The organism is Streptomyces sp. NPDC043176, from assembly GCF_056436715.1.
Genome location: NZ_JBWKCA010000006.1, coordinates 73,949 through 89,927, shown reverse-complemented (window position 1 = coordinate 89,927; position 15,979 = coordinate 73,949). Strand labels below are relative to the sequence as shown.

Genomic DNA, 15,979 nt, shown 5'->3' with positions numbered 1-15,979 from the left:
CCTACGGGTTGAGCAACTGGTCGGCGACGGCCGTCCGCGCGTACAGCACGGACCGTCCACTGCGGTGGGCGGTGACCAGGCCGGCGTTCCGCAGGGCGATGAGGTGCTGGGAGACGCCGGCGGCGGACAGGCCGCAGTGGGTGGCGAGTTGCGTGGTGGAGGACGGGGTGTCGAGCTCGGTGAGCAGCAGGGTCCGCGAGCGGCCGAGGACGGCGGCGACGGCGTCCGTGGAGCCGGCGGTACGAGGCTCCCAGACCGTTCCGATCCCCCGCGCCGGGTAGGCGAGTTGGGGCGGGTCGGGGTGCACGGAACGGGTCAGGATCCGCGGCCAGGCGAACACCGACGGAATGAGCAGCAGCCCGGAGCCGGCCTGGTCACGGGTGAGCGCGCAGTGCCGGCGCACGAGCCGGAGCGTGCCGTCGTCCCAGCGGACCGTCTCGTGGAGCTCGCTCAGCACCCTGGCCGAACCATGCTCGGCGACCTGCCGCGCCCGATGGAAGACATCGGCTTCCAGGACCTTCTGGATGCGAGCCCAGTAGGGGGCGAGTGCGATGTCCCAGTACGCCTCGATCTCGTCGGCGACCTTCCGCAACGCCTCCTCGGGTGCCTCCCGCAGCACCCTCGAACGCGCACTCTCACCCGCCCACTCGCCCTCCCGGGCCAGCATGTCGAGGTCGTTGCGCACCTGCGCGGCCGGTGTGCGGCGGATGGCGTCGAGCTCGGCCTCCAGGGTGGGGAAGGGGCCGACGGGGGTGGGATTGAGGAAGTCGGCCAGGTACCCGTAGCGGGGAATGAGCGCGTCCAGCCACCCGCGGTCGAGCCCGGCCCGGGCGATCCGGGGTCTGACCTGCGCGATCCACCGGCGGTGCGGGGCGGGGTCGGGCTGTCGGGCGAGAATGCGGTAACTGGTGACGACCTCCCACATCGGGGAGACGGCGAACCGCGTCTGTGCGAGGTCGGCGGTGGAGAAACTCAGCCCGGATTCCATACGTACACGTCCCCGATCCCGAAGGCACAAAGCCCGGCCACATCACGCTGATCACCCTGACCACGCTGGTCGTCACCCTGACCACGCCGACCATGCTGACCGCGCCGACCGCGCCGACCACGCCGACCACGCCGATCATGCCGACCGTGCCGACCATGCATGACCAACATGCGCGCCGATCACGCTGATCCACGCTGATCCATGCTGATCATCCTGAATGGATTCGGCCACAGCTTAATGATTGGAGGCACTCGGGGCTCGGGGAACAGGCTCCACCCATGCCCTCCTCCTTCCGCGGTCTCCCGCCCGTCGTCTGGACGATCTTCGCCGGCACGATCATCAACCGCCTCGGCTACCTCGTCACCCCGTTCCTGGTCTTCTTCCTCGCCTCGCGCGGAGTGACCGGCGCCGACACCTCGTACGTCCTCGGCGCCCTGGGGGCGGGCAACCTCCTCGGTCCGGCCGTCGGCGGCATCCTCGCCGACCGCATCGGCCGTCGCCCCACCATGCTCATCGGCCTGATCGGCGCCGCGTCCGCCCAGGGCGCCCTGTTCCTCGCCCCCGGTGTGTGGACGATGGCCACGGCGGCCCTGCTGATCAGCGCGGCCGGCAGCACCGTGTCCCCGGCGGCGTTCGCGCTCCTCGCCGACGCCGTCGACAGCGACCGCCGCCAGCGCGCGTACGCCCTCTTCGGCTGGGGCGTGAACATCGGCACCGCCGTCGCCGGCATCCTCGGCGGCTACCTCGCCGCCGCGGGCTACTGGCTGCTGTTCGCCGTCGACGCCGGCTCGATGCTCCTCTTCGCCCTCGTCGTAGCGGTCCGCCTGCGGGAACCGAAGCGGACGCCCACCACCGCGGCGGCCACGGACGGCATCGGCTACGGCGTCGTCCTCCGCGACCGCCTCGCCCTCCTCCTGCTCCCCCTCTTCGGCGTCCAGCTCTTCGTCTACTCGCTCACCGAGGTCGCCCTGCCGCTCGCCGTCCACGACAGCGGCCTCTCGCCTGCGGTGTACGGAGCGATGGCGGCGGTCAACGCCGTCCTGGTCGTCGCCCTCCAGCCGTTCGCGACCGCCCGGCTCGCCCGCCTCCCGCAGCTCGCGGTGCAGAGCGCGGGCAGCGCCCTCATCGCCCTGGGCGTCGCCCTCACCGGCCTCGCCGACGGCATCGCCGGCTACACGCTCTCGGTCGTCGTCTGGTCCCTCGGCGAAGTCGTCGTCGCAGGCATCGCCGCCGGCGTCGTCGCCAACCTCGCCCCCGCCCATGCCCGTGGCCGCTACCAGGGCGCCTTCAGCTGGACCTGGGGCGTCGCTCGCTTCGCCGCCCTCACCCTCGGCGTCGCCACCTACACCACCCTCGGCCCCGCCGCCCTCTGGTGGACCGCCCTCCTCGCCGGCACCGCCACCGCCGCCGCCACCCTCGTCCTCACCACCCGGGTCACCCGCCGCACCACCCACACCCTCGCCGCGTGACCCCGCCCCGCCCTCCTACTTCCCCTCGGCCAACGTATGGGCCACGAGCGCGTTCGCGTGCCCGTGGCCCATCCCGTACTCCGCCTTCAACCACGCCACCAACTCCATGTGCCTCCCCAACGGCGACGCCCTGATCAGCTCCTTCCACTCCCCGACCGGCCTCCCGTACTTCTTCTCGATCGACGGAAAGTAGCTCGCAGGCCCCTTCACGACGTCCTCAGCCACGACGCTCTCCTCAGCAGTAGGCGATCAACCACCAACTCAGACCGCCCCGCCACCGAGAACTCATCGCTCCGCCGGACCCCATCCCTCAATCCCGCCGGATCTGCTCCGGATCCACATGCCTCCGCACCATCGGCACCGACGCCACCCCCGCCGCCACCATCACCCCCACCACACACGCCCCCAACACCGGCAACCCCTCCCAGTCCCAATGCACCGCCCCACCCCCCGTGATCAGGTAACTCGACTCCGCCAACCACCCGGCCACCCCCGCGGCCCCCAACCCCACCCCCAACGGCACCAACACCTGCACCACCTGCACCACCCTCAACGTCCCCGCCCTCGCCCCCAACAACACCAGCGCCGCCACCTCCCCCCGCCTCTCCATCCCCCTATCCACCACCGACACCACAAACGCCGCCACCCCGATAACCAGCCCCAACACCATCCCCACCACCAACAAACTCCGAATCACCCTCAACTGCGCCATCGAATCAATCACAATCCCCACCGGCTCAACCGCCGCCGTAGGCGCCACAGCCCCGATGCCATCAAGCACGGCACGAACGGTTTCGGGATCGGAGGCGCTGAGGAGGGTGAGCGTGCCGTTCTCATCCGCGAGGCCGGCGGGAACGAGTGACGGGGGAACGAGCAGGGCACCCGCCTTGAACGCGGACACACCCCACGTCCGCAGAGTGACCCGCTCGCCAGGCACGGTGATCAGGACTTTCCGGCCGTCCTTCAACGCGAAGGGATAGCGCTCCCCGGCCTTCGGGTCGTACTCGACCGGTGTCCCCTCGTCCCGCAGCTGCATGATGCGGCCGTCCACACAGCCACTGGTCTGCCGCGCGTACGCGGCGAGCTGCCGACACGTGCCGACCACCAGATTGGCGTGGGCCACCTCGCTCCCGTTGAGCGGATCCCACGAGCTGTACGAAACGGTTGCCGCCTGCACACCCGACACCCTGGCCAGCGCCTCCCGCTGCGCCGTCGACACGTCCTTCAAGTGGATGTCGTACTCCTGAAGGGGCCCGGTTCGCCGACTGACCTGGTCCAGCTCGATGAGCACCCCTTGCGTCAGCGATGCCCCGAACACCAGCAACATCAGCCCGGTCACCACCCGCAGAGAAGAACCCGGATCTACCTCGGTCCGTCGCATCGCCAAAGCCAACGGCAGCGACTTCGCCACCCCCGCCAGCCGCTGCGCCACCCACGCGGTCGTAGGCGCCAACCCGAAAACCAGCCCAGCCCCGGTCGCCAACACAGCCCCGGGCACCAACAGTGAGCTGGCCGATCCCCCTGAGGGATCTCTCCCCAAAACGCTGGCCACGCAGTAACCGGCGATGATCCCCAGCCCCGGTACCAGCAACAGCATCCCGAACTTCCTCGGAGCCTTCCGCTCTCCCGTCCGCCGCACACTGATCGGCGACAGAGCGGCCCGCCGAGCACTGAACTGCCCCACGACCCATGCGAGCAGGGGACAGCCGAGCAGGCAGATGACGATGGTCGATACGTCGGGGCGCCCGTCACCTGGATACCAATGCAACCCCGGTAGCCCGACCCGCGCCATGACCTCGTTAACTCCGAGGTACCCCATGACGCCAAGTACGGCACCGACAGTGGCGGCGACTACGTTCTCTGCAGCGTTGACCCGCAGGGTGTCCCTCACGCTAAGTCCGAGCAACCGAAGGGCGGCGAGACGACGCGATCGGGACTCCCCGGAGATCCGTGCGCAGACGGAGAGGAAGATGACGAGGGGAAGCAAGACGATGCAGCCGATGGTGAACCGCAGAATGTCTAGGGTGGATGGTTCGAGAAGCTCATGCTGAGTGTGCTGAGCCCCGAAGTGACCGAGCGGTGCTGCCTCGGCTAGTTCATCTGGCCTGGTACCGATATAGGCGTACAGGTCGTCTGGTCCGGCGAGTCCCGCTGGACCGATCGTTCCTGTCACACGGCCGGGCGTAAGACCTGCAGCACGCGGGTTGGATGCAAAAATCTCAGCCAGCTTCGGAGAAATGATTGCTTCGCCAGCGCGAGGAAGTTCGCGGATTCCAGGGGGGACAGGAATAGGACCAGAACCTGTACGGGCAATGAAGACTCGTCGCAGGGGCTGTGATCCATATGGGTCCAAAAATTCCTGGTAGACCGCTTTGTTGCTATCCCCTGGCTGCACTGTGCGACTTGTGACGCGAGCATCGTTAGCAGCGATGATCGTTGGGATGGTGAGCGCAGCAGCGAGACAAGCTACGCCCAGTGCGGAGCCTAGCGCCATCAAGAGAAAACGAGCCCACCCTCTGCGCCCATTGCCCCACAGCAGGCGCACTCCTAGGGTTAACGTTTTCATACAGTCACCCGCTGCGCCAATACGCCATCCGACATGATGTATTGGGTGTCGGCCTTCGCGGCTACATCGGCAGCGTGCGTCACGATGACCACGGCGGTTTTCTGTCTCCGTGCCAGTTGAAGGAACTCATCCAATACAGCCACAGCGTTGGCGCTGTCCAGAGCCCCTGTCGGTTCATCAGCAAAAACCACGTCGGGTCTGTGTACCAGCGCCCGGGCAACAGCCACTCGTTGGCTCTGCCCCCCTGACAACTTCGAGGTCCTACGGCGCAGCAAATCCCCCATACCCAGCCGCGTCAGTACTTGGGCAGCCATGGCGTGGGCGTGATCTTTGCTGATTCCAGCGAGCCGAAGAGGGAGCGCCGCATTTTCTTCGACGGTCAGCTCCGGCAGTAGTTCGCCGTACTGAAACACGAAACCTAGACGCGTCCGGCGCAAGGCGCTGAGATCCCCGTCGGGGAGGGATGAGAGTGGCTCCCCATCAAAGGTAACCGTACCGTTGGAAGGGGAGAGAACCCCAGCCAGGCAATACAGTAGCGAGGACTTTCCAGATCCGCTGCTGCCAGTGATGGCTGCAACCTCTCCACGCGCCAGCGTGAAATTGGCGCCGATCACGGCCTGCTGTGTGCCGTAGAAGAGATCCACGCCCTCGGCGCGGAGGATTACATCCATCATGTGCGCTCCCTGAGGATGGGGAGCCGCGCGTCGGCGGCTCCCAGAACCGTCGACTATGGCCGGACGATGAAACGCTGACCCGAGCAGCTATCGGGGCGCAAGGTGCCGCGGTCGAGGCATGCTTGCAGACGAACTTCCTTGGTCTTGAGGACTGCGCCGTCGACGAGAATCCTGTCGATCTTGACGCTCTTCCTTTGGACGCCCTTGATCTCGCCCCACGCGTAGCCCTCTACCCTCGTACGGAGGTAGACGTTGTGGCCGTCGTCAACGAGTGTGTCCCGAAGCTGCCCCTTAACGCGAAGGCCACTGGGCACGACTGTCGTGGGCTGCCACTGGTACGTGCCTTGGAAGGTCACGCCCGCCGTCCTCAGGACCAACTTCTCTGCGGAGCCCGCCACCGCCACCCCCATCCCCCCGAAGAACAACCCCGCAGCCACAACGGCTGTAGCCAACTTCCGCATGGAAAACCCCTGTTAAGTCGAGCGCCGACTGGTCATCACAGAAAGTATCGGCATGACTACATACGGGTGCTCGCAGTAACGTCCCTCCGTCTTATGACCGTCCGATCCGGTGAACGGGGGCTCATCGGGTGACGTCGAGGTCGGGGGTGCGGCGGGTACGGCGGTGGCGGATGGGGCCGGGGTGTGTGGGCCGGTCATCGCGGCCGCGTCCCCGCTCCGGTGCCCCGGGCCAGCCGCGTCTCCGCTCCGGGCTCCCGGGGCGGCCCGGTTCCCGTTCACGTACAACCCTCCGGGGCGCTCGGTGGTCAGCCAGCACATGACATCCAGGAACACTTCTCGCCGTGCGCGTCGGTTTGTGCTGGTGCCCGTGCTTGCCGTCTCCGGGGTGCTGGGCCTCGGGGCGGCGGGGAGCGCGTCGGCTGTGGGGGATCAGCTGTGGACGTATTCCGATCCGTATGAGGTGGTGCTGCCGGGGGCGTACGAGGACGGGACGGTGCCGGAGCGGACCGTGGTGTTGAAGGTCTCGCACGACAACCCGGAGAACGTGGTCGGGGCCGGCCGGATCACCGTGGACGCGACGGGGCTGGCGGCTTTCGCGAAGGTCACGTGGCCCGCCAACTGTGTGACGGAGACGGCCGATACGGCGGTCTGCGAGGTTCCGGAACTCACGGGTTCGGAACCGGTGACGGCCGCCACGCTGACGGTCGGGGCGCTGCCGGGCGTACCGGACGGGGCGGAGGGAGTGCTGCGGTACACGGCCACCGCGGGCGACCTGACGTCCTACCCGGGGGAGACCCGCGTGGTCCTCGGCAACGGTGCCGACCTGGGGCTGAGCCAGGCGCCCCGTCAGGACGGCGTCGAGCCGGGCAGCGGCATCACGGTGCCCGCCACCCTGGCCAACCGCGGCAACCGCACCGCGCCCGGGGCCCTGCTGCGGCTCTTCGCCTCGCGCGGTCTCGGCTTCGCCGAACGCCCCGCCAACTGCGAGTACCGGGACACGGAGACCGGCACCGAGGCGCTGTGCGTGCTCGACGAGCCCATCGCTCCCGGACAGTCGTCCATGCTCGCCAACCCGCTGAAGGTCGGGAAGAACGCCCTGTACGAGCGGTACGACTACTCGGTCGAGCCCTACTCCGCCGAGGCCCTGGAAGCGGCCCGCGGCGGCCACACGTACACGCCGGGCACGGGCGCCGAGCTGGAACTCGTACCCGCTCCTGGGCTGCGTACGGCGACGACCACGACCGCGGCCACGGCTACGACGGCCACGGCGGCAACGACGGCCGCGGCCACCGGGGGTCCCGTGCCCGATCTGGACCCGCAGGACAACCACCGTTCCGTGATCATCCACGCCGCCAACACCGCCGACCTCAAGCTGCGGGGCAGCCGGGTCGAGGGAGCGGTCGGCGCGACCGTACGGGCCGACGTGACCGTGAAGAACCGCGGGCCGGCCTGGATCGCCTCGCTCGGCGCCGGGGAGCCCGCGGTCACCGTCGACGTCCGGATCCCCGTGGGTACGACGGTCACCGCCAAGCCCGAATCCTGCTCCGCGCTCACCGAGACCGGCGAATGGTCGGAGGAGCAGCTGGGCGCGCCCCGCTACCGCTGCGCCACTCCCATCTACCTGGAAGAGCGCGCGACCCACACCTTCGGCTTCGACCTGCGGATCGACCGGCCCGGCAAGACCAAGGCGACGGCCGCCATCGACAACGACCAGTACGAGCCGCCGATCCGTTCGTTCGACCCCGACCTGACCAACAACACGGCCTCGATCGTGGTCAACGGCTGAGACGGCTGAGACGGTCGAGGCGGTCGAGGCGGCTGCGCGGCCCGATCAGCTCAGCGGCTGAGGCGGTCGAGGCGGTCGAGGCGGGTGGATCGGCTCGATCGGCGCGATCGGCTGTGGTGGTCGGAGCCTGGTGCTTCCAGGGCTTCGGTCGCAGGGCCCCCCTCCTCGTGGTGGGGCCCTGCGGTGTTTTCGGTGTCGTGCGTCGGGTCACCGAGCCGCAGGGGAGGGGTGGTCGTCGAGGGCGGCGGTGAGGAGGGCGCTGAGGTGGTCGGCCTCGGGGAGGAGGGTGGCTTCGATCAGGTCGTCGTCGTGGCCGGCGAGGGTGAGTTCCTGGATGCGGCGGAAGAGGAGGCGGTCGGCCGCGGCGATGAGGGCGGCGGCGGCGCGCGGTGCGATGGAAGGGGGCGAGGGGGCGGAGGGGGAGTCCGTGGTCGGCGTCGCCTGCGGGGTGGCGGCGTTCGACGGGGCGTCGGGGGCGGGGCCCGGCGGCGTGGGACCGGCCGCGGCCCTGAGCGCGTCCGCGAGTGCCTCCTCGCGCTGGTCGTGCAGTTCGCGCAGGCGGGCGTGTGGGAGGTGGCGGGCGTGCCGGAGGCGGCCGAGGCCCATGTCGCCATGCGCGCGGACGAAGTCGCCTCCGCACCCGGTGCGGACGGAGTCCCTTCCGCACCCGGCGCGGAGGGAGGCCACGCCCTGCCCTGGGCGCGATAGGCGCCGAAGGATCCCCTGCGGCGGCAGGGGTGCCCGGGTGTCGCCGAAGGGTCTTCTACGGCGACCGGGATGACCCGGGCGGCGCCGAAGGATCCCCTGCGGCGACCAAGGCGGCTTGACCCGCCCGGTCTTCCCTCAGGCGGGGTACCGGATCGAGCCCAGCGGCGGGCAGGGGGCGAGGGTGGTGCCGAGGCCGGGGCGTTCGACGAAGGCCCGGGCCTCGGCGGCGTGCCGGCGCCGGGTGTCCAGTTCGTCGGCGTGCCAGGCGTCGACGCGGGCGCGGGGGTAGTCCCAGGTGTCGTCGATGAGGCTGAGGCTGGTGTTGCCGGAGCTGCGCGAGAACTCGGCTTTGATGGCGGCCTGTTGGAGCGCGCTCTGGACGGCGGCGAGTTCGAGGCGGGTGACCAGGACACCGAGGGTGTTCGGTTCGCGGGTGGGCAGGGGGGCCTGCGGGAGCGGGGAGACGCCGGTGTCGAGGCGGCCGAGGTTGTCGACGGTCGCGTCCTGGGCCTCTCGCGCCATGGTGTGCATCTCCTGGTGCAGCCAGAAGAACTCGTCGAGGTCCGCCTGGGTGACGCGCATCCGCCGGTACAGGGCCTGGAAGCGGGGATCGTGGTGCAGCGACTGCAGGGGGGCGACGTGGAGCGCCACGCAGTCGTTGTAGCCGGCGGTCACGGCGGCGTCGAGGTGGAAGATCGCCTGGTCCGCCCGCCCGCGGATGACGGCCATGCCTGCGAGGCTCGAATGGGCCGCCGCGACGAGCCAGGTGCCCTCGGGGCCGAGCGCCGTGGCGCGGGCGGCGACGTCGTGGAGACCCGCGGTGACGTCGACGCGCCGCGGGGCGCCGAGGTGGTCACGCGCGAACGACGAGAGGACGTCCAGCTCCGCCACCATTTCGGCGGCGCTGTCCGTCAGATGCGCCACCAGCAGTTCGTGAACGCGGGCGATCAGCGAGTTGACGGTGTCGACCATGGATCTCCTCGGACCTCGGCGGTGAAGAGCGAACGGTGTGTCGAACTGTGGCAATACCGGTGGAGATGACGGGCGGACGGGACGAACAGTTCCTGCTCGCTCCTGATCGATCCGTGCGGACGGCGTGGCACTCGGCGCTTGCGCGCCACCATCACGGCGGCCCAACGCCGTCTATCGGAAGGCCGGTTGATACGGCTTCGGTGCCGGCGCGACCGGCACGGCCAACCGGCACCACCGACCAGCGCCGCCTTCCGCCTGTCGAGTTGAATCGATACGGACCGGCACTCTCGCGCCTTCTCACGTCTTCTCGCGTCTTCTCGTGCCTTCTCACGTCTTCTTCTGCAGGATCGTGTACCGCTCCTGCTTGAGGAGGTCCATGTAGTGGAGCGTGCCGTCCGGCTGCATCGTGATCAGGCGGTAGATCGACTCGTCGTCGACGCACGGGTCGCCGGGCGAGGCGCGGGTCACCCGGGACGCGTACGAGGCCCGGCCCTCGTCGGCGTCGGTGAGCGTCCACGCGGCTTCGCACCAGGTGCCGTTCTTCGGCGTCTCGGTGCGGACCTTGCTCTTCTCCTCGCTCGACGCCGACTGGACGATGGTGAGGGTGACGGTGGTGAGGTCCCCGTACGCGTCCCTGCCCTCGCCGACCCACGTCCCGAGGAACTTCGGCGGGATGATGTTCGGCCCCGGCTCCTCCGTGGACCCGTCGGGCCCGGGACTGTCGCCGCTCGCGTCGGAACCGTCGCCGCTCGGCTCCGGAGTCTTCGATTCGGGGCCCGTCGATTCCAGGCCCGTCGAACCGGTGTCCGTCGGATCCGGCGCGGCGGGCGTCGTCCTGTCGTCGTTCGGCGTGCTCCTCCCGGGGTTCGACGCGGCCGCCTCCCGGTAGCTCTCCCGTATCTGCTGGACCAGCAGATACGTGCCCCCCAGCACCAGTACGCCGACCAGCACGGCCGCCGGCACCCCGTACCTCCCCGCTCCGCGCGGGCGCCGCACGGTGGGCCGGCGATCCGGCACCGCAGGCATCGGAACCGGCGTCGGCGCATACGGCCCCACGGCCCCGACCGCCCCAGCCCCGACCGCCCCGGCCCCGACCGCCCCAGCCCCGGCCGCCCCCATGGGCCCTACGGCCCCGACGGGCCCCACGGTCGGCGGCCCGAATCCGGGTGGGACGGGCGGTTGGGCCGTGGGGGCACCAGGAACTGCGGGGACACCAGGACCCGCGAGCGCTTCAGGAGGCGCAGCCACCGCAGCCTCGACCGCTCCTGCGGCAACCACCTCCTCGCCCCTCACCCCCTCGGCAACCCCGCGGCCCCCAGCGGAAGCGCCTTCCCCAGCCGCTCCCGCCGGTTCGCCCGTGCCTTCGCCTTCGCCTTCGCCTTCGCCTTCCCCCGCGCCCTCGGTCTCCAGATCCAGCAGTTGTACGGCGCTGCGCCCGACCGCCGCCGCGAGTGCGGGCGGCAGCCAGTCCCCGCCGCCCAGCCGGGCGGAGGCGGCGCCGTGACCGTGATCGTGATCGTGGCCGTGGCCGTCGCCGTCGCCGTCCAGGAGGTTCCTCAGCTGTGCGGGGGTGGGGCGGGTGGACGGGTCCTTGGAGAGGCAGTCGCGGACGAGGGAGTGGAGGGGGCCGGTCAGGCCGGAGAGGTCGGGCTCCTCGTGGAGGACGCGGTAGAGGAGGACGGGGGCGCTGACGCCGGAGCCGAACGGCGGTGTGCCGGTCGTCGCGTACGCGAGGACCGCGCCGAGGGAGAAGACGTCGCTGGCGGGGCCGGCGGGCAGCCCGTTCGCCTGCTCCGGCGACATGAAGCCGGGGGAGCCGAACACCTGGCCGGACTGGGTGAGCACGGTGGTGGCGTCCAGGGCGCGGGTGATGCCGAAGTCGATCAGGCGCGGCCCGTCGAGGGTCAGCAGCACGTTGGACGGCTTGACGTCACGGTGCACGAGACCGAGGCCGTGCACATGGGCGAGCGCCTCGGCGAGGCCGACGCCGAGGATGCGTACGGCCTGCTCGGGCAGCGGCCCGAACTCCTGCACGGCGGTGGTGAGCGAAGGCCCGGCGACGTAGCCGGTGGCCACCCAGGGGCGCCCGCCCTCGGTGTCCGCGTCCAGGACGGGCGCGGTCCAGGTGCCGCCGACCCGCCGCGCGGCCGCCACCTCCTGCCGGAAACGGGCCCGGAACTCGGAGTCCTCGGCCAGGTCGTGACGCACCACCTTCACGGCCACGGTCCGCCCACCGGAGGTCCGGCCGAGGTACACCCGGCCCATCCCCCCGGCCCCGAGCTTCCGCAGCAACCGGTACTCGCCCACCTGCCGCGGATCCTCCGCTGCCAGCGGTTGCATCCCCCACGCTCCCCTCGCGCCCGGCGCGGTGGTCCCCACCCCCCGCCCGCGACAGACGCTATCGCTCCGCACCCCTCCACGGGACAGGATCACGATCACCGGGACGTCGGGGCTCGCACGCGCACGCGAAGCCGCGGAGCGTCGTCGAGGCCTGCCGGGCCTCCCCGGCGTCCGGCTGACGGCCGACGGCGCACGGGAGGTCCGGGTCCATGGCGGACCCGGACCTCGTGGACGGTTCGGGGCGGTTCAGGTCGCCTGAACCGGAACCGACCAGCTGATGGCGCCCAGCGACGACAGCCGGATGCCCGACAGTTCCTCCACGACCTCCTCCCCGGACACCTGGCCCCGGGTCTTCACCAGGTGCGCGAGGACCGACAGCAGATGATCGGGCTCCAGGAACCGGGCCACCAGCCCCTGCGCGGCCAGCGCCTCCTGCACTCCTGGCCGCCGTCCCCGGACCACGACCAGGGTGCGCTCCTCGCGCACGTCCGCGACCATGCCGGCGGTCAGGTCCGCCACCGGCACCCGGACGGTCACCGCCGCACCGGACTCCGGGGCGCTCCACTCCGAGCTGTAGAACGACCCGTCGACCGTTGCCTCGGTGATCTCCAGACCCAGGCACACGGCGAGTTCGCCGAGCCGCGCCAGGTACGCGGCGGCACCGTTGGCCTTCTCCAGGTCCTCCGACACGTCGTCGAAGATCTGGCCCTCGCCGTCGGGGATCACCACGTCGGCCCACTCGCGGGCGATCCGCTCGCGATGTGCCTGCTCCTGGGCCAGCCGACTGTCGATGATCCGCCGGGCGTCGGCGCGTTCGGCGTCGGTCAGGACCTCGCTCAGCGGGTCCCTGTCCACCAGGAGCGACGGCGGATCGGGCCGCTTGTCCTCGGGCAGGCCCGCCAGCTTCGCCAGCCGCTCGCGATGCAGGCCGGTGATCCGCATTTTGGACACCTTGGCCAGCCACGCCGGCAGCCCGGACTCCACCTGCTGGGCGATCAGCTGCATCCGTGCGGAGTGGTCGACCCCGTCCTCGGTGAAGCTGATGTCCGCGGCGGCCCGGATGTAGCCGGCCATCTGTTCGCAGAGCTGCTCGACGTCGGAGTAGTACAGCGACAGGGACGGCGGCTTGAACTGCCCCTTGTCCGGCTCCTCCTCCGACTTGATCGCCCCCGAGAACCGCTGCTGCATCTCGGTGAACGGCACACCGTGCAGCCACTCGTACGCGACCACCGCCCGCAGCAGGGCGTTGACCTCGTCGGTGGCGGCGGCGTCCTCGTCGCTGGCCAGCAGGTCCCGGAGCTCCCGCGAGACCACCGGCCGCCCGGCCTCGCGCAGCAGCCGCTCCGGCAGGGGGGCTCCCTCCGAGGCGACCCAGGCCGCGCAGTCCCGGCGCATCTGCTCGTGCTCGGCGCAATGCGTCAGGGCCATGGTGAGGACCGCCCCCTTCAGGGACGGCAGGTGGCGGTTGCTGCCCTCGCCGGGGAGCGCCACCCAGGCCGTGACCTGCTTGATGGAGCGGGCCCGGGAGGCGTGCCACAGCAGCTCTATCGTTCCGGCCCCGCTGCGGACGAGCCCGGCCAGGCGTTCCAGGTCGGGTGCGTCGTCCAGTTCCAGGCCGGACCGCCCGAGAGCCTGGCCCAGCTCGGTGAGCTTCAGGCTCTTCGCCGCGCCGGGGCGGGTGCTCTGGCTCACCTCGTGGATCAGCTTGCGGCGCTGCAGCTCCCTCAGGATGTCCTTGGGCTCCGGCAGCTTGGGGCGGTCCGGCTCGTAGCTGATCAGCAGGCTGTCGATGATCACCCGTACCCGTGCCAGCCACTTGGTCTCGACCAGCATCCGGTTGTCCTGGCAGAGCACCTGGAGCACCAGGCCGCTGATCGCCTCCAGGTCGCGGTACTGCGACCGGACGGCCAGGGAGCGGCGCTTGCTCCGCACGAACTTCTTGGAGACCCCCTCGACCGTTGCCAGCTCCTTGATCTCGGCGGTCGTCAGCCCGTCGACGTTCTGCAGTTCGAGGTCGGAGGGCACCAGGAGGTAGAACTGGCCGCGCTCGGCTTCGGTCTGGCCCCGGCGGCCGGCCCGGCCGCCCTTGTTGTCCAGGTCCGCCGGCAGCAGCAGCTGCCTGGCGCGCTGCGAACCGGCTCCCGACAGGCCCGAGATGCTGGTCGCGACGACGGTGTCGGCGGGGAGGTTGAGGCCGACCGCGAGGGTGTCGGTGGCGACCAGCACGCGAAGCAGGCCGTCCTCGGCACGGAACTCCTCCTCCAGCAGCCGCCGCATCGGGGGCGCCAGTGCGGCGGAGTGCGCGGCCACGCCGGTGCGCAGGCCGCGGATCACCAACTCGTAGCCGGGGATGTCCGAGGTCAGGAGCCGGCCGTACAGGTCTGCCTCCCGGTCGCGGTGGGCGGACTCCGCGCTCTTGTACCGGCCGTTCACCCAGGGCGAGCCGTCCTTGGGGCGCCGGAAGGCCGCGTCGAGGACCTGCCGGATGCCGCCCGCGAGTTGGTCGGCGGCGGTCCGGGTCGGGACGAAGCAGATGATCCGGCGCTTGTCGTTCTCCTGGAGGATGCTGAGAACGAGCGTGGCGGCGAGCTCGGCCGTGGACAGCTTGCGCTGGAGGCCGTTCAGGCCCTTGGACAGCGCCTGGGAGTACCGGCTGCGCAGGGCGGGCAGCCGGTGCTGCTCCCGTACCGCCTCCGGCGGCGTCCGACTACCCGGCATGTTCATGCTCAACAGGTGGGCGTCGCGCTGGACCAGCCAGCTCCCCTGGTCCACGACGTAGGTGTCGAGGGGGACGGGTCGCTCGTTGCTGCTCGGCGTGAACGTCGTGCGCTGGTCGCCCAGCCACCGCTCCAACGTCTCGCCCGCCTCGGGACTGAGGGCGGCCGACAGGCCGAGCAGGGCCGGCCGGTCACCGGGCCGGAGCTTGATCAGGGTGAGCAGGGCCTCCAGCTTGGCCGCGCGGTCGCTGGTCTCGGACAGCATCTGGAGCTCGTCGACGACCACCAGGCGCGTGCGGTCCAGCGGGCGCATCCCGTTGACCAGGTAGACGCCGAGCTTCTCGTAGATGGCCACGGCGACCTTGTAGTGGCCGTTGCCCACCGGCCGGTCGCTCTCGGGGTAGTCGCGGGACACCCCGTACACCTGCCCCTGGAGTCGCTCCAGCGCCTCGTGCCCGCCGAGCCAGCCCTGCCACTCGGCCTCCTCCTGCGCCACCAGCGCCTTGATCGGCAGCAGCATCATGGCCGACTCGTCGTTGTTGAGGGCCATCGTCATGCCGACGCGGGCGATGGTGGTCTTGCCGCTGTTGGTCACCGCGTACACCAGGGCCACGCCGCGGTCGTCGATGATCTTCCGGCAGACCTGGACGAGGTCCTGCTGGAACCGGTTGAGCCCCTCCCACGGGCCGAGCCGCTGCTCCCACAGCGCGAGGATCGCCTCCCGGCGGTCGGGGCGGGGGGACTTGGGCAGCAGCTCGCCGTAACCGCCGACGGGTGGCAGGCGGTCGTCGCGTGCGTACACCCGTCCGGCGTCGTCCGGCCCGCCGCTCTCCGGTGCGGCACCGGTGTCGGGACCGGTCGTGGTCTGCGGCGGGATGACGGTGATGGTGGGCACCGGTTCGGGGAAGGCCGTCGACCCGTCCTCCGGCCGGGCGGCGCCGAGGGGAGCGGCGCTCAGGCCGTGCTCGGCGACCAGGCGCGTGATGTCCTTGTTGTACTGGACACGGCTGCCGGCGGCGCCGAGATGCCGCACGATCTTTCGCCAGCCCCAGCGGACCGCACCTTCCTCGATCCGCTTGCGCACGTGGTACCAGAAGTCCTCCGCGCCCATGGCGCCGATGGGGAACTCGGTCGACGGGTATCCGATCTCGGTGAGGATCCGTCGCCATTCCTCGTGGCTGAACGCCGAGGAGAGGAGCACGCGGAGCGCCTTCCAGTCCTCGGGCGGTATGTCCCAGGCGCCCGCCTCGTAGTCCTCGTCGTTGACATCTGGTTCAGGCAGGGGGGAAAGCGTCACT

The 15,979-nt window shown here is 70.6% G+C and carries 11 protein-coding genes; 2 read left to right on the top strand and 9 right to left on the bottom strand.

Annotation, left to right across the window (positions count from 1 at the left end; translation table 11 throughout):
• Nucleotide 1: 1 nt before the first annotated feature.
• On the bottom strand, nucleotides 2–988 hold the full coding sequence (locus tag AC067A_RS11745) for an ArsR/SmtB family transcription factor (protein ID WP_478617965.1): 987 nt from the start codon (nucleotides 986–988) through the stop codon (nucleotides 2–4).
• Nucleotides 989–1,266: 278 nt separating this feature from the next.
• Between AC067A_RS11745 and AC067A_RS11740 the strand changes: the two genes are divergently transcribed.
• Nucleotides 1,267–2,457: an MFS transporter gene (locus AC067A_RS11740; protein ID WP_478617963.1), complete on the top strand. Its 1,191-nt coding sequence runs from the start codon at nucleotides 1,267–1,269 to the stop codon at nucleotides 2,455–2,457.
• A 15-nt stretch (nucleotides 2,458–2,472) separates the two neighbouring features.
• On the opposite strand, the gene AC067A_RS11735 is transcribed toward AC067A_RS11740, so the two are convergent.
• From AC067A_RS11735 to AC067A_RS11720, 4 genes are all read right to left on the bottom strand, one after another.
• Nucleotides 2,473–2,682 (bottom strand): DUF4287 domain-containing protein, encoded by a 210-nt coding sequence (locus tag AC067A_RS11735; RefSeq protein ID WP_478617960.1) that lies wholly within the window; start codon nucleotides 2,680–2,682, stop codon nucleotides 2,473–2,475.
• 85 nt (nucleotides 2,683–2,767) lie between these two features.
• On the bottom strand, nucleotides 2,768–5,023 hold the full coding sequence (locus tag AC067A_RS11730) for an FtsX-like permease family protein (protein ID WP_478617957.1): 2,256 nt from the start codon (nucleotides 5,021–5,023) through the stop codon (nucleotides 2,768–2,770).
• Nucleotides 5,020–5,694 carry an ABC transporter ATP-binding protein gene (locus tag AC067A_RS11725; protein WP_478618765.1) on the bottom strand — a complete coding sequence of 225 codons (675 nt, stop codon included), beginning with the start codon at nucleotides 5,692–5,694 and terminating at the stop codon, nucleotides 5,020–5,022. Before AC067A_RS11725 ends, AC067A_RS11730 begins: the two co-directional genes overlap by 4 nt.
• Nucleotides 5,695–5,750: 56 nt before the next feature.
• Nucleotides 5,751–6,158: a hypothetical protein gene (locus AC067A_RS11720; protein WP_478617954.1), complete on the bottom strand. Its 408-nt coding sequence runs from the start codon at nucleotides 6,156–6,158 to the stop codon at nucleotides 5,751–5,753.
• 421 nt (nucleotides 6,159–6,579) lie between these two features.
• Between AC067A_RS11720 and AC067A_RS11715 the strand changes: the two genes are divergently transcribed.
• Entirely contained in the window at nucleotides 6,580–7,944 is a 1,365-nt protein-coding gene (locus AC067A_RS11715) for a hypothetical protein (RefSeq protein WP_478617952.1), read from the top strand.
• Nucleotides 7,945–8,151: 207 nt separating this feature from the next.
• Here AC067A_RS11715 and AC067A_RS11710 read toward each other — a convergent pair whose 3' ends face one another.
• The 4 genes from AC067A_RS11710 to AC067A_RS11695 all read right to left on the bottom strand — a co-directional run bounded on the left by AC067A_RS11710 (nucleotide 8,152) and on the right by AC067A_RS11695 (nucleotide 15,978).
• Nucleotides 8,152–8,550 carry a hypothetical protein gene (locus tag AC067A_RS11710; protein WP_478617949.1) on the bottom strand — a complete coding sequence of 133 codons (399 nt, stop codon included), beginning with the start codon at nucleotides 8,548–8,550 and terminating at the stop codon, nucleotides 8,152–8,154.
• A 237-nt stretch (nucleotides 8,551–8,787) separates the two neighbouring features.
• Nucleotides 8,788–9,624, bottom strand: coding sequence for a hypothetical protein (locus tag AC067A_RS11705; protein ID WP_478617948.1), 837 nt, complete (start codon nucleotides 9,622–9,624; stop codon nucleotides 8,788–8,790).
• Nucleotides 9,625–9,951: 327 nt separating this feature from the next.
• Nucleotides 9,952–11,964, bottom strand: coding sequence for a serine/threonine-protein kinase (locus AC067A_RS11700; RefSeq protein ID WP_478617945.1), 2,013 nt, complete (start codon nucleotides 11,962–11,964; stop codon nucleotides 9,952–9,954).
• A 246-nt stretch (nucleotides 11,965–12,210) separates the two neighbouring features.
• Nucleotides 12,211–15,978, bottom strand: a complete 3,768-nt coding sequence (locus AC067A_RS11695) for a DEAD/DEAH box helicase (RefSeq protein WP_478617943.1) — start codon at nucleotides 15,976–15,978, stop codon at nucleotides 12,211–12,213.
• Between the last annotated feature and the right edge of the window lies 1 nt (nucleotide 15,979).